Annotated in this window: 13 protein-coding genes; all 13 read right to left on the reverse strand. The window is 63.6% G+C overall.

Annotation, left to right across the window (positions count from 1 at the left end):
• Window positions 1-175: 175 nt before the first annotated feature.
• The 13 genes from astE to B2U07_RS03880 all read right to left on the reverse strand — a co-directional run bounded on the left by astE (window position 176) and on the right by B2U07_RS03880 (window position 13,506).
• Window positions 176-1,189 carry a succinylglutamate desuccinylase gene (gene astE, locus B2U07_RS03820; RefSeq protein ID WP_275544643.1) on the reverse strand — a complete coding sequence of 338 codons (1,014 nt, stop codon included), beginning with the start codon at window positions 1,187-1,189 and terminating at the stop codon, window positions 176-178.
• 17 nt (window positions 1,190-1,206) lie between these two features.
• Entirely contained in the window at window positions 1,207-1,488 is a 282-nt protein-coding gene (locus B2U07_RS03825) for a topoisomerase II (protein WP_197855862.1), read from the reverse strand.
• A 55-nt stretch (window positions 1,489-1,543) separates the two neighbouring features.
• On the reverse strand, window positions 1,544-2,890 hold the full coding sequence (gene astB / locus B2U07_RS03830) for an N-succinylarginine dihydrolase (RefSeq protein ID WP_275544642.1): 1,347 nt from the start codon (window positions 2,888-2,890) through the stop codon (window positions 1,544-1,546).
• The gene (gene astD, locus B2U07_RS03835) at window positions 2,890-4,353 is read right to left on the reverse strand and encodes a succinylglutamate-semialdehyde dehydrogenase (protein WP_275544641.1); all 1,464 of its coding nucleotides are present in this window, start codon (window positions 4,351-4,353) and stop codon (window positions 2,890-2,892) included. The genes astB and astD overlap by 1 nt, the downstream gene beginning before the upstream one ends.
• A 62-nt stretch (window positions 4,354-4,415) precedes the next feature.
• On the reverse strand, window positions 4,416-5,432 hold the full coding sequence (gene astA / locus B2U07_RS03840) for an arginine N-succinyltransferase (RefSeq protein WP_275544640.1): 1,017 nt from the start codon (window positions 5,430-5,432) through the stop codon (window positions 4,416-4,418).
• Between the two features lie 88 nt (window positions 5,433-5,520).
• Window positions 5,521-6,537, reverse strand: a complete 1,017-nt coding sequence (aruF, locus tag B2U07_RS03845) for an arginine/ornithine succinyltransferase subunit alpha (RefSeq protein WP_296275935.1) — start codon at window positions 6,535-6,537, stop codon at window positions 5,521-5,523.
• Window positions 6,538-6,661: 124 nt separating this feature from the next.
• Entirely contained in the window at window positions 6,662-7,882 is a 1,221-nt protein-coding gene (locus B2U07_RS03850) for an aspartate aminotransferase family protein (RefSeq protein ID WP_275544639.1), read from the reverse strand.
• Between the two features lie 348 nt (window positions 7,883-8,230).
• Complete coding sequence (argR, locus tag B2U07_RS03855) at window positions 8,231-9,211, reverse strand: transcriptional regulator ArgR (RefSeq protein WP_197855868.1); 981 nt, start codon at window positions 9,209-9,211, stop codon at window positions 8,231-8,233.
• Between the two features lie 55 nt (window positions 9,212-9,266).
• Entirely contained in the window at window positions 9,267-10,031 is a 765-nt protein-coding gene (locus tag B2U07_RS03860; RefSeq protein WP_275545328.1) for an ABC transporter ATP-binding protein, read from the reverse strand.
• A gap of 28 nt (window positions 10,032-10,059) precedes the next feature.
• On the reverse strand, window positions 10,060-10,758 hold the full coding sequence (locus B2U07_RS03865; protein ID WP_197855870.1) for an ABC transporter permease: 699 nt from the start codon (window positions 10,756-10,758) through the stop codon (window positions 10,060-10,062).
• A gap of 10 nt (window positions 10,759-10,768) precedes the next feature.
• The gene (locus B2U07_RS03870) at window positions 10,769-11,458 is read right to left on the reverse strand and encodes an ABC transporter permease (RefSeq protein WP_197855871.1); all 690 of its coding nucleotides are present in this window, start codon (window positions 11,456-11,458) and stop codon (window positions 10,769-10,771) included.
• A gap of 180 nt (window positions 11,459-11,638) precedes the next feature.
• On the reverse strand, window positions 11,639-12,412 hold the full coding sequence (locus B2U07_RS03875; protein ID WP_197855872.1) for an ABC transporter substrate-binding protein: 774 nt from the start codon (window positions 12,410-12,412) through the stop codon (window positions 11,639-11,641).
• Window positions 12,413-12,984: 572 nt separating this feature from the next.
• On the reverse strand, window positions 12,985-13,506 hold the full coding sequence (locus B2U07_RS03880; RefSeq protein ID WP_419096309.1) for a type II secretion system protein M: 522 nt from the start codon (window positions 13,504-13,506) through the stop codon (window positions 12,985-12,987).

Genomic DNA, 13,506 nt, shown 5'->3' on the forward strand with positions numbered 1-13,506 from the left:
GATTGCGTCCGGGGCAAGGGGCAGGGAACCCCCGGTTTGATCCGAGCGACGAAACTGTGGGAGCGGCCTTGGCCGCGATGTTTCTTCTCCACCCCATTCGCGGACAAGTCCGCTCCCACACGAGCCCCGTCGTTACTCGGCCGGCAGGAAAAATCGGCCACGGATTACATCCGGGCTACGCCAGGCCGGCACCGTCGGCGGGGACGATCAGGATGGCGGCGCGCAGGCCGTTCTTGACCTTGGGGTTGGGAAAGATGATACGCGCGCCCTGCTCTTCGACGATCCAGCGGGTATCGGCGATATCCTCGGCGAGCAGATAGCCAGGCTCCAGCTCAGTGAAGTTTTCGATATCCGTCGGCAGGTGCAGCTGAAAACTGTCGCTGTGCTTGATGACCTCGCGCGATACCGCGAACAGTTGCATACCATCGAGCGTCGGCTCGCCGCTGATCACCTCGCGACCTTCGATCAGCGCATGCAGGGCGTTCTCCAGCAGGTCGAGGTTGACCAGCTCGTTCTGTCCGAAGGCACGGGCCTTGCCCAGCTCCAGGGTAAAGGCTTCGGCACCGAGCTGCGCGTAGGTGTAGGCACTGAATGTGGTCGACGCCTTGTTCTGCAGCAACACCGCCTCAATACCGGCAGCGCGCAGGCGCTCCAGTTCACGACGAGAATGCGCGCGTGCCTCTTGCCACGGATAGAGAGCGAACTGCTCGATCCTGGAGGCGCGGATTGCGGTATGCAGGTCGTAGTGCAGACGCGTGCGGCCGGTGTCCTTGCCGAAGAAATTGACGGCTAGGTGCTCCAGATCGCAGGCGCGGATGGCCTCGAAGCCGCTGGACTGCTCGTGACGCCCGCTGAACAGGCGATTGAGGTCCTGCTCGAGGTAACGCTCGCCACGGCGCATGGCCTCGGGGTTGCCAAACAGAAAGAGGATGCGCGCCGCAGGATGCAGCTCGCCCCGCGCGATGCCGCGCAGCAGACGGTCGAGCAATTCGATCGGCGCGGTTTCGTTGCCGTGGATGCCGGCCGACAGCAGCAGGTCAAGGCCATTGTCGCGCGCCGCAGGCGGGGTCACCTCCAGCGCGCCTTCGTCCAGCCAGCGCAGACGCGTACCATCGGGCGTCAGTTGAATCTTCGCCGACGGCTCATGGCCGGCCAGGGTCAGTTCAAGCAGTTTGCCGAGGGCAAGCATCGGATACTCCTCAGGGCTTAATGATTGCAGTCCGGGCCATGGACATGATCATCGTCGTCATCGGCGAGCGCCGATTCCATCTCCAGTTGCAGGCTGACCAGGTTGGTGGCCTGCGGACGCAGCAGCAGGTTGGCGTACTCGGTATCGCCCTCCTCCACGTCGACACCGATCAGCAACTGATCGCCAACGGCCTGGACCCACAACTCCTTGCCCTGCCATACCACGGCGAAGCGGCTGCAGGAGGTTTCCAGTTGGGTGCCGTCGTTATCTTCAAGAATCAGTTGCAGCGCATCGCTCATAAAATCTCCGGGAGAGTTCTGAGGTGGATGTAACAAGCGACATCCACCCTGTGGGTCAGTTCAGTTGGAAAGGATAGACCGAGCCCAGTATAAGGATCTGCGTCAGTTCATCCAATGCCGTGCGCGATTCGATCAGCAATTGCGGATCGGCCAGGTCGGCTTCGCTCAGGCGGTCGCGGTAGTGCTTGTCGACCCAGGCCACCAGGGTATCGTGCAACGCATCGCTCATCACCACGCCCGGATTGACCGCCGCCAGTTCCTGTTCGTTGAGCGCCACGCGCAGGCGCAGACAGGCCGGGCCGCCACCGTTCTGCATGCTCTGCTTGAGGTCGAATACACGCACCTCGCGGATCGGCCCGCCGCTGGCAGTCAGTTGCTGCAGGTAGCGCCAGACGCTGGCGTTGTTGCGGCACTCTTCCGGCACGATCAGCAGCATGCTGCCGTCGGCTCGGGTCAGCAGCTGGCTGTTGAACAGGTAGGAACGCACCGCATCCTGCACGCTGACGGCAGCACTGGGCACGCACACGGCCTGGAAGTTGCCGCCACGCCGCGCCAGCTTGTCGCCCAGCTCCGCCAGGACCTTGCCGGTATCGAGGAAGGCGTCCTGGTGATAGAACAGCACCTCGCCGTTGCCCACGGCGATCACGTCGTTGTGGAACACACCCTGATCGATCACCGCCGGATTCTGCTGGGCATAGACCACGCCGGCCTCGCTCAGCCCATGCAGGCGCGCCACGGCCTGGCTGGCCTCCAGAGTCTGCCGCGCGGGATAGCGTGCCGGCGCCGGGTAACGGGTATCGAAGGCGCTGCGCCCATAGACGAAGAACTCGACCCCCGCATCGCCATAACCCTTGCAGAAGCGCGTGTGATTGGCCGCGCCCTCGTCGCCGAACTGCGCCACGGCCGGTAGCGCCGGGTGATGGGCAAAATGTGCCTGGTTGGCGAACATCGCCTGCAATACGCGGCTGGTGGTCGGGTGCTCGATGCTGCGGTGGAATTTGCAGTTGAGGTTGGCGGCGGTGAAGTGCACGCGCCCGTCCGCCGTGTCGGCACTGGGGCTGACAGTGCAGGAATTGGCCGTCCACATGCTCGATGCCGAGCAGCTCGCCACCAAAAGGGGCATGGCCTCATGCGCAGCGCGCTGGATCACCTCGACATCGCAGCCGGTGAAGCCCAAACGGCGCAACGCAGCGACATCCGGGCGCTCCTGCGGGGCCAGTACGCCCTGCTTGAAGCCCATGTCCATCAGCGCCTTCATCTTCGCCAGGCCCTGCTTGGCTGCTTCTTGAGGGCTGGACACGACCTGGCTGTTGCTCTGCGAGGCGACGTTGCCGTAGGACAACCCACCGTAGTTGTGCGTCGGCCCGACCAGGCCGTCAAAGTTCATTTCATAGGCGGCCATCACAGGGTCACTCCCGGGGTCAGGGTCGCGGGGAGGGCCAGGCTTTCGCTCTCCAGCCCGGCCACCGGGTAGGCACAATAATCCGCCGCGTAGTAGGCACTGGCGCGATGGTTGCCCGAGGCGCCGATACCGCCGAAGGGTGCAGTGCTGGCGGCCCCGGTGAGCTGCTTGTTCCAGTTGACGATGCCGGCGCGGCTATGCAGCCAGAATTGCTCGAAGCGCGCGCGTGAGTCGGACAGCAGCCCCGCGGCAAGGCCGTAAGCGGTGGCATTGGCTTCGGCGATGGCGGACTCGAAGCTTTCGTAGCGGATCACCTGCAGCAGCGGCCCGAAGAGCTCCTCGTCAGCACGCTCGGCAACCGCCGTGACATCGAGGATGCCGGGCGTAAGCAACGCGGCGCCCGATTGCGGTTGGGTCATCGCCAGCAGCGCCGTGGCGCCACCAGCCAGCAGGTTCTGCTGCGCCTGCATCAGCTGCGCGGCGGCCTGCAGGGAAATCACCGAGCCCATGAACGGCGCTGGCTGCTCGTCGAAGCGACCCACCTTGATCTGCGCGGCAACCTGCACCAGGCGCGCCAGCAGGGCGTCACCCCACTCGCCTTGCGGCACCAGCAGACGACGCGCGCAGGTGCAGCGTTGGCCGGCAGAAATGAATGCAGACTGCACGATGGTGTAGACCGCGGCGTCGACATCGGCCACCTCATCGACGATCAGCGGGTTGTTGCCGCCCATCTCCAACGCCAGGATCTTGTCCGGACGGCCGGCGAACTGCGCATGCAGCAGGTTGCCGGTGCGGCTGGAGCCGGTGAAGAACAGCCCGTCGATACCGGAGTGACCGGCCAGGGCCACGCCGGTATCGCGGCCACCCTGCAGCAGGCTGAGCACGCCTTCGGGCAGCCCGGCCTCGATCCAGCATTGCACGGTCAGCTCGGCCACCTTGGGCGTCAGCTCGCTGGGTTTGAACAGCACGCAGTTACCGGCCAGCAGGGCCGGTACGATATGCCCGTTGGGCAGGTGACCGGGGAAGTTGTAGGGACCGAACACCGCCACCACGCCATGTGGTTTATGCCGCAGCACGGCGGTGGCGTCGCCCAGCGGGCCGCTCTTCTCGCCGGTGCGCTCGCGGTAGCTCTGGATGGAAATGGCGACCTTGCCCACCATGCTGTTCACTTCGGTGGCAGCTTCCCACAGTGGTTTGCCGGTCTCTTCACCGATCGCCCGCGCCACTTCGTCGGCACGCGTTTTCAGGCAGGCGGCGAAGCGCTCCAGCACGGCGATGCGGCCGTCCAGCGAATGCGCTGCCCACAGCGAGAACGCGCCGCGCGCAGCAGCAACGGCAGCGTCGACCTGCGCAGCAGTGGCGCCCTGGCCCTGCCAGAGCACGGCTTGGCTGACCGGATCGAGCGATTGCAGCGGCTCGCCCTGACCGGACTGCCACTGACCTGCGATGTAATGAGTGTTCATCTTGTTCTACCACTCCCAGCATTTTCCAGCGGCCTGCGTGGGCCGCCGCACAAACCCATAACTCAGCCGTGTGCCGCCAGCGGCACCGCGCGCACCTGATCACCTGCCCAAAGGCGCAGACGCTTGGCGGTCAGCGGATCGACCACCAGGGTGCCGGCCGCCAGGCGCGCCGGCGCGGCGGTAATGCGGCAGTCCTGACGCTTGCGGTTGTGCACCAGGAACTGCTCGGCGTCGTCGCCTGGCGTGCCGATGGCCAGGACCAGGTTCTGGCTGTCACGCACGGCACGGATCTTCGCGGTTTGCGCCTCGATGGCCGGGCCCGCGTCGAAGATATCGACGTAGCCCTGATAACTGAAACCCTCGGCCTTGAGCATGGCCAGTGCTGGCTCGGTATCCGGGTGCACACGACCGATCACGGCCCGCGCATCTTCGGAGAGAAAGCAGGTGTAAAGCGGAAACTTGGGCATCAGCTCGGCGATGAAGGCCTTGTTGCCAACACCAGTGAGGTAGTCGGCCTGAGAGAATTCCATCTTGAAGAAATGCCGGCCGAGGCTCTCCCAGAACGGCGAACTCCCACGCTCGTCCGACATGCCGCGCATCTCGGCGATGACCTTGTCGCCGAACAGCTCGCGAAACTCGGCGATGAACAGAAGGCGCGCCTTCGACAGCAATCGACCATTGAGGCCGCTGCGGTGATCGGCGTGCAGGAACAGCGAGCACAACTCGGAATTGCCGGTCAGGTCGTTGGCCATGAACAGCGTCGGCACCTGGCGATGGATGTTCAGTTCCTGCGAAGCACTGACGGTCAGGCCGACGCGGTAGTTGTACCAGGGCTCACGCAGACCGACGGCACCGGCCACCGCAGAAATGCCCACTACCTTGCCGGCATCGTCCTCGAGTACGAACAGGTAGTCGGCATCGGCACGCTCGGCCTCGCCGCGAAAGGCCTTTTCCGCCCAGCCGACCCGATGCGCCAGGCGCTCCTCGTTGGCCGGCAGCGTGGTCAGGCCGGCGCCGGTACTGCGAGCCAGGTCGATCAGGGCCGGCAAGTCGGCGCTGCGCACGGGACGAACAATCATTGGATCCTCCGGATCAGCTATTGGCTTCAAGCGCCAAGCTACAAGTCAGAAGCCAGGCTGGCTTACAGCCTGGGACTGCCGCTTCGATTCAAACCGCCACCAGGCGAACACTGCCGCCCTCGCCCACGCCGAGCACTTCGGCGGTCGCTGCGTTCAGGGTGACAGGCTTGCCCGGCACCCAGTCGAGGTCGGCGACGACGGCGCGGAAGTCCTGCAGCTGGCCGTTGCTGACCAGATACTGGCGACCACCGGCCTCGGCCTCGCCGATTTTCACCGGCACCAGGCGGCTCTGCGCAATGCTGCGAATGCCCGAGGTGCGCGCATGCAGGGTCGGGCCACCGTCGAAGATATCGATGTAGTGATCGGTCTCGAAGCCTTCGCGCATGAGGATGTCGAAGGTGATCTGCGCCCGCGGATGCACCTGCCCCATGGCCTCCTGCGCCTCGTCGGAGAGCAGCGGCACGTAGATCGGGTAATGCGGCATCAGCTCGGCAAGGAAGGTGCGGCTCTTGAGGCCGCACAGGCGCTCTGCCTCGGCGTAGGTCATGTCGAAGAAGTTGCGCCCCACCGAATCCCAGAATGGTGAATCGCCGCTCTCGTCGCTGTGGCCGACGATCTCCACCACCACCGCATCGGCAAAACGCTCCGGATGCCCGGCCATGAACAGCAGGCGTCCGCGAGAATTGAGTTCGGCGAATACGCTGCTGACCAGCGGGCGCTCGACGTAAAAACTGGTGAGCAGGCTGTTGCCGGTCAGGTCGTGACATAGCGACAGCACGTGAATCTTGTTGTGGATCTTCAGCTCGCGCGAGTTGTGCACGAAGGTTTCGTTGCGAAAGCTGTAGAAGGGCTCGGAATAGCCAGCCGAGGCGACGATGCCGGAACAGCCGACCAGTCGACCGCTGTCGGTGTCCTCGAGGACGAAGAAGTAGCTTTCCTCACCATTGAAACTGACTTCGGCGGCGAAGGATGCCTCCGATGCGGCGATCTTGTCGCCCAACCGGCCTGCATCGTCCGGCAATGAAGTGACCCCCACCGGACTGTCGGCAGCCAGTCGCTGCACATCCGCCAGGTCCGCCATTTGCGCAGGGCGCATCACCAGCATGGGTCACTCCTTCTAAACACGGAAGCTGCAAGATTCGTAGTCAGGGTCGGGCGGACAGCCGCGGGAAACGCTTCAGCGGCGATTGTCGCGGCTAAAGCCCCTCCCAAAGCATGTCAACGAAGACTCAGGCCGTCGTCAGTTTGCCCAGCGCACGCTCGAAACGGGCCAGGCCCTCTTCGATATCGGCCTCGTCGACCACCAGGCTCGGGGCGAAACGCACCACGTCCGGGCCGGCCTGCAGAATCATCAGGCCTTCGGCCGTGGCCGCATCGAGCACCTGCTTGGCCTTGCCCACCCACTCGGCATTGAGCACGCAGCCGAGCAGCAGGCCCATGCCACGCACCTGCTCGAACAGGCCGTACTGCTTGCCCAGCGCCAGCAGACGTGTCTTGAACTGTTCGCTCCTGGCCTTGACGCCATCCAGCGTCTGACGGGTGTTGACGATGTCCAGCACCGCCTCACCGACCGCGCAGGCCAGCGGGTTGCCGCCATAAGTGGTGCCGTGGGTGCCCGGCGCGAAATGCTTGGCCAGCTCGGTGGTGGTGAGCATCGCCGCGATGGGGAAACCGCCGCCCAGGCTCTTGGCGCTGGAGAGAATGTCCGGCACCACGCCGTAGTTCATATAGGCGAACAGCTCGCCGGTACGGCCCATGCCGCTCTGCACCTCGTCGAACACCAGCAGCGCGTTGTGCGCATTGCACAGCTCGCGAGCGCCTTCCAGGTAGGCCTTGTCCGCCGGCAGCACACCGCCCTCGCCCTGAATCGGCTCCAGCACCACGGCGCAGGTCTTGTCGGAAATGGCCGCTTTCAGCGCTTCCAGATCGTTGTACGGCACGTGGGTGATGCCCTGGATCTTCGGCCCGAAACCGTCGGAGTACTTCGGCTGGCCACCGACGCTGACGGTGAACAGGGTGCGACCGTGGAAGCTGTTGGTGGCTGCGATGATCTCATGCTTCTCCGCGCCGAAACGGTCATGGGCGACGCGACGCGCCAGCTTGAACGCGGCCTCGTTGGCCTCGGCGCCAGAGTTGCAGAAGAACACGCGCTCGGCGAAGGTCGCCTCGACCAGCTTCTTGCCCAGGCGCAGGGTCGGCTCGTTGGTGAAGACGTTGGAGATGTGCCACAGGGTATTGGCCTGCTCGGTCAGCGCCGCAACCAGCGCCGGGTGGCAGTGGCCCAGCACGTTGACGGCGATGCCGCCGGCGAAGTCGATCAGCTCTCGGCCGCTCTGATCCCAGACTCGCGAACCCAGGCCGCGCACAGGGACGAAGGCAGCAGGGGCGTAGTTGGGGACCATGAACTGGTCGAAGTCGGCGCGTTGCACCGCATCGTGCTGAACGGACATCAAAGCTCTCCTGATGAGAAATACCGGTCGCAGGCAGGCGGCGAAACGCCCGAAACGACTGGGAATGCAAGGATTGTAGGGACTGAATCAGGGCCGGCATTGTCGCCATGCGACAACTTCTTACAGCGCCACCCCAGGTTTTCCGCGGGTTTTCGTCCAAGCGACAGAAAGCGTCGGAAAGGCGCAGTTTAATCGCAGATCAGCGCCCGGAACACGCCGCAGGGAAAAATCTCCGCAGCTTGACCGGTCGGTATCGAAACGCTCGCTTGCGTAGCCCGGATGAAATCCGGGATCGACGTCAGATATCCCGGATTTCATCCGGGCTACAGCTCGCTCCTACGAGACGAATCAACCGCGCTCGACGGGGCTGGAGGTCAGCTCGAAGGGGCTGTTGCTGCGGCGCTGATTGCGGTCATCGCGCGGCGTGGCGCCGAAGAAGTTGCGGTAGGCGCTGGAGAAGTGCGGCCCCGAGGAGAACCCGCAGGACAGGCCAATCTGGATGATCGACTTGCTGGTCTGCATCAGCAATTGGCGCGCCTTGTTCAGGCGCAGCTCTAGGTAGTACTGGCTGGGCACACGATTGAGATACTGCTTGAAGATGCGCTCCAGCTGCCGACGCGACACGCACACGTGCTGGGCGATCTCGTCGGTGGTCAGCGGCTCCTCGATATTGGCCTCCATCAGCAGCACGGCCTGGGTCAGCTTCGGGTGGCTGGAGCCCAGGCGATTCTGCAACGGAATGCGCTGACGCTCACCGCCCTCGCGAATGCGTTCGACCACCAGTTCCTCGCTCACCGCACCAGCCAGTTCGGCACCGTGGTCGCGCGCCAGCAGCGCCAGCAGCAGATCGAGCACGGCCATGCCGCCGCAGGCGGTCAGGCGATCACGATCCCAGTCGAACAGATGGCTGGTGGCGATGACCTTGGGGAAGCGCTCGGAGAAATCATCCTGCCAACGCCAGTGCACCGCGGCGCGATAGCCATCGAGCAAACCAAGCTGGGCCAGCGGATAGACCCCGGCAGACAGCCCGCCAATCACGCAACCGCTACGCACCTGCTGCTTGAGTGCAGCCGCGAGGCCGGCGGACACCTGCGCTGGTGGCGCATCGGCAAGCAGGAACAGCTTGTCCAGCCCGTCCAGATGCCCGGCCCAGGGCTCGCCCGGCAGACGCCAGTCACCGGCCGCCAGCGGCTCGGCCTGAAGAAACACCAGCTCGTACACCACTTCCGGATGCACCCGCTGGGCGACGCGCAGGGCCTCCTCCGCCAGAGACAGAGTCAAAGCCTTGGTGCCAGGCCAGTACAAAAAGCCAATTCGATGGGGGGTCATTAGTGTCTGTTCAAGGTCCGCTGTGCACCGGTTCAGTGCGCAGTCTAGCTTCTTATTATTTGAGACTACCGGAAAGGAACTGCTTGAGCCGCTCGGATTGCGGATTGGCCAGCACTTCCTTCGGGCAACCGCGCTCTTCCACCAACCCCTTGTGCAGGAACACCAGCTGATTCGACACCTCGCGGGCAAACCCCATCTCGTGGGTCACCACCACCATGGTGCGGCCTTCGGTGGCCAGGTCCTGCATCACCTTGAGCACTTCTCCGACCAACTCCGGGTCGAGTGCCGAAGTCGGCTCGTCGAACAGCATCACCTCCGGCTCCATCGCCAGAGCACGGGCAATGGCCACGCGCTGCTGCTCGCCACCGCTCATGTGCGCCGGGTAGGCATCCTTGCGATGCGCCACGCCAACCTTGGCCAGGTAGTGCTCGGCCTTGTCGCGGGCCTCGGCCTTGCTCACGCCGAGCACATGCACCGGCGCCTCCATGACATTCTCCAGAGCGCTCATGTGCGACCACAGGTTGAAGTGCTGGAACACCATGGCCAGGCGCGAGCGCATGCGCTGCAACTGCCTGGCATCGGCGGCGCGCAACGAATCGTCCTTGGCCGGCACCAGCTTCAGCTCTTCACCGTTGAGCAGAATCTTGCCCGCATGCGGCTGCTCCAGCAGGTTCAGGCAGCGCAGGAAGGTGCTCTTGCCCGAGCCACTGGAGCCGATGATGCTGATCACGTCGCCGGCCTTGGCCGCCATCGACACGCCCTTGATCACCTCATGGCTGCCGTAGCGCTTGTGCAGGTCCTGAACTTCGAGTTTGTACATGTTCGGGTTCTCTTGAATCGTCATGGCGTCAGGCCTTGCGCGGCGCCAGGTAGGCCAGCCAGCGGCGTTCGGCCAGCTTGAACAGGCGCACCAGGATGAAGGTCAGCGCCAGGTAGAACAGGCCGGCAGTGAGGTAGGCTTCGAATGGCAGGTAGTACTGCGAGCTGACGGTCTTGGCAGCGCCGGTGATGTCGATGAGGGTCACCACCGAGGCCAGACTCGTGGTGTGCAGCATCATGATCACCTCGTTGCTGTATTGCGGCAGCGCACGGCGCAACGCCGACGGCAGCAGGATGCGCCGATACAGCTTGCTGCGCGACATGCCCATGGCCTTGGCCGCCTCGATCTCGCCGTGCGGCGTGGACTTGAGACTGCCCGCTAGGATCTCAGCCGTGTAGGCACTGGTATTGATGGCGAAGGCCAGACAGGCGCAGAAGGTGGCGCTGGACAGGTAAGGCCACATGAAACTCTCGCGCACGCTTTCGAACTGGGCCAGGCCGTAGTACAGCAGGTACAACTGCACCAGCATCGGCGTGCCACGGATCACATAGGTGTAGAGCCACGCCGGGAAGTTGATCAGTTTCTGCGTGGACACCCGCATGATCGCCAGCGGCACTGCCAGCAACAGGCCCACGGCCAGCGCAATGAGCAACAGCTTGAGGGTCACCAGCACGCCACCGAAATACAGCGGCAGGCTGTCGAGTACCACGTTGTAATCGAAAAGCATGGTCACTCCCTCAGAGCTCGGCGGCTTTCACGCCGACCGAATAGCGGCGCTCGAGATAGCGCAACACCAGTAGCGACACACTGGTGATCGCCAGGTACACGGCCGCCGCCAGGAGGATGTAGGTGAATGGCTCGCGCGTCGCATCGCCTGCACTCTTGGCGCGGGCCATCATGTCCTGCAGGCCGACCAGGGAGATCAGCGCGGTGGCCTTGACCAGCACCAGCCAGTTGTTGGTCAGGCCGGGAATCGCCAGGCGGATCATCTGCGGCACGAGGATGCGCAAGAACACCCGCAGCGGGCTCATGCCATACGCCATGCCTGCCTCGCCCTGCCCCTTGGGGATGGCCATGAAGGCGCCGCGGAAGGTTTCCGACAGATAGGCACCGTAGATGAAGCCCAACGTGCCAACGCCTGCAACGAATGGATTGATATCGATGTAATCCTCATGCCCCAGCAACGGGGCGATGCGGTTCACCAGGTCCTGACCGCCGAAGAAAATCAGCAGAATCAGCACCAGTTCGGGAATACCGCGAATCACCGTGGCGTAGGTCTCGCCCATCAGGGCCAGCCATTTCACCGGTGACAGACGAAAAGCCGCACCGAGCAGGCCAAGCGCGACGGCGACCGCCATCGACAGCAGCGCCAACTGCACGGTAAGCCAGGCACCATCGAGAATGGTCGAGCCGTAGCCTTGAAGCATGCGCCAATACCTCTCAGGCACCAGGATGGCGCCGTATCGCACAAAGAAAATGGATGTCGCCGGGGCGACGACACACCTGAATGCCAGCACAGGCGAACAGGCAGCGATCGAGAATGAACCAAGAAAAAAGTGGCACAACCTCGGCAAAGGTTAGTGCCACTTCAATCTGCCTCGGAGCGTTTACTCGCCGTAAACGTCGAAGTCGAAGTACTTGTCCTGCACTTCCTTGTACTTGCCGTTGGCGCGAATGGCCAGGATGGCGGCGCTAATCTTGTCGGCCAGTGCCTTGTCGCCCTTGCGCACGGCAATGCCCTGGCCTTCGCCGAAGTACTTCACGTCGGTGAAGTCCGGACCTACGAAGGCGAAGCCCTTGCCACCGTCGGTCTTGAGGAAACCGTCATCGATGTTCACCGAGTCGGCCAGGGTGGCGTCGAGGCGGCCGGACTGCATGTCCAGGAACACTTCGTTCTGCGAGCTGTAGCGCACGATTTCGGCACCGGCCGGAGCGAAAATGTCGGTGGCGTAACGGTCATACACGGACGAGCGCTGCACACCGATCTTCTTGCCTTTCAGGTCGACCAGCGGGTCCTTGAGCTCGGTACCGGCTTTCATCGCCAGCTTGGCCGGGGTGGCGTAGTACTTGCCGGTGAAGTCCACGGACTTCTTGCGATCTTCGGTGATCGACATGGACGACAGCACGGCGTCGAACTTGCGCACCTTCAGCGCCGGGATCAGACCGTCGAACTCCTGCTCGATCCACTTGCACTCGACCTTCATTTCTTCGCACAGGGCGTTGCCGATGTCGTAGTCGAAGCCGGCGATCTGACCATCGGGAGTCTTGAATGCGAAGGGTGGATAGGCCGCCTCGATGCCAATGCGCAGCGGCTTCTCGGCCAGCGCCAGGGGCGACATCAGGGACAGCGCCAGGGCGCCGAGCAGTGCGATCTTCTTCATTCTTTGCTCCTTCGAATTGGGTATGACATCGATGGCAGTGAGGGGCCCGGGCCTTTTATGGATTGTAGAAGGCGGTGCTGCGCTGTCGTGGTGGACAAGCGGCAAAGGGCCTTGGCTGGGTGAGCGGCATTCTAGCGGCAGGCAATGAGGCGATATTTCCTCAATGCGACAACTAATTACAGAAGCACTGGCTGCGCCGAGGGCAGATATTGACAGCTAGCAAAAGGAGTGATCAAGCAGAAAAAGTTAAACGGATATCTACAGCAATACTCAGGCCATAAATTACGAAACCGCCACAGCATGGGCGCTAGGGCCGTTTCGCAGTTTCATTGAAAGTCATCATTGGCACCTTATCGGGGCGTCGACGTTCCCTAACCGCCCAATCGGGTGCGCGTTGTTACCGCCTAGGCCGTCGGCTGTAGGGTGAGCCATGCGCAGAGAACAGGCCGTGCAACAGCCGTCGTCATTCCACGACAACCCTCATTCCCGCGCAGGTGGGAACCCAAGTGGCCCACACTTGGACTCCCGCCTTTGCAAGAGTGGCGGGAATGCTTGCCAACAGATGTACCGGATCACTCGCCAGCACGCAGGCTCAGGCGCGCGATGACGCGGTTCTCCTCGGCGCGATCCAGCCCGGCTTCCTCGACGCGTATGCCCTGCCCCTCCAGCGCCTCGATCCAGCGCAACAACTGGGCGAACGCCACCGGCTGCAGGTTGACCTGCACGGCGCCAAAGCCTTCGGTATCCAGGCGCTCGATTACCAGCCCCTGCTCGGCCGCGGTGGCTGTGACCACACCCTGCAGGCGCGCGGGGTCAAGGCTGGGGCGTGGCTGCAGGTCACGGCCCTGTACCTGCGGCGCACGGCTTTGCAGGTACGCATACAGGGCGCGCTGCTCCTCGAACGCGGCGCGTGCCTCATCTGCGTGGCGCTGCGCCGGTTGCCACAACGCCAGATAGAACAGCACCAGCAGCAGAAAGACGCTCAGCGCCATCAGCGCCAGACGATCACGAGCCGGCAGCCCCTGCCAGCGCAGCGCCAATGGTGAGCGCTGCCATTGCTGTTGCAGGCTTTCGCTCAGGCCCATCTTCGACAT

The organism is Pseudomonas sp. UBA7530, from assembly GCF_002479365.1.
GTDB lineage: Bacteria > Pseudomonadota > Gammaproteobacteria > Pseudomonadales > Pseudomonadaceae > Aquipseudomonas.

What these genes read in the sequence shown, in the direction of transcription:
- astE (WP_275544643.1), bottom strand. Translation starts at nt 1,189, where the DNA reads ATGCTTGCCCTCGGCAAACTGCTTGAACTGACCCTGGCCGGCCATGAG.
- B2U07_RS03825 (WP_197855862.1), bottom strand. Translation starts at nt 1,488, where the DNA reads ATGAGCGATGCGCTGCAACTGATTCTTGAAGATAACGACGGCACCCAA.
- astB (WP_275544642.1), bottom strand. Translation starts at nt 2,890, where the DNA reads ATGGCCGCCTATGAAATGAACTTTGACGGCCTGGTCGGGCCGACGCAC.
- astD (WP_275544641.1), bottom strand. Translation starts at nt 4,353, where the DNA reads ATGAACACTCATTACATCGCAGGTCAGTGGCAGTCCGGTCAGGGCGAG.
- astA (WP_275544640.1), bottom strand. Translation starts at nt 5,432, where the DNA reads ATGATTGTTCGTCCCGTGCGCAGCGCCGACTTGCCGGCCCTGATCGAC.
- aruF (WP_296275935.1), bottom strand. Translation starts at nt 6,537, where the DNA reads ATGCTGGTGATGCGCCCTGCGCAAATGGCGGACCTGGCGGATGTGCAG.
- B2U07_RS03850 (WP_275544639.1), bottom strand. Translation starts at nt 7,882, where the DNA reads ATGTCCGTTCAGCACGATGCGGTGCAACGCGCCGACTTCGACCAGTTC.
- argR (WP_197855868.1), bottom strand. Translation starts at nt 9,211, where the DNA reads ATGACCCCCCATCGAATTGGCTTTTTGTACTGGCCTGGCACCAAGGCT.
- B2U07_RS03860 (WP_275545328.1), bottom strand. Translation starts at nt 10,031, where the DNA reads ATGTACAAACTCGAAGTTCAGGACCTGCACAAGCGCTACGGCAGCCAT.
- B2U07_RS03865 (WP_197855870.1), bottom strand. Translation starts at nt 10,758, where the DNA reads ATGCTTTTCGATTACAACGTGGTACTCGACAGCCTGCCGCTGTATTTC.
- B2U07_RS03870 (WP_197855871.1), bottom strand. Translation starts at nt 11,458, where the DNA reads ATGCTTCAAGGCTACGGCTCGACCATTCTCGATGGTGCCTGGCTTACC.
- B2U07_RS03875 (WP_197855872.1), bottom strand. Translation starts at nt 12,412, where the DNA reads ATGAAGAAGATCGCACTGCTCGGCGCCCTGGCGCTGTCCCTGATGTCG.
- B2U07_RS03880 (WP_419096309.1), bottom strand. Translation starts at nt 13,506, where the DNA reads ATGTCGAAGATGGGCCTGAGCGAAAGCCTGCAACAGCAATGGCAGCGC.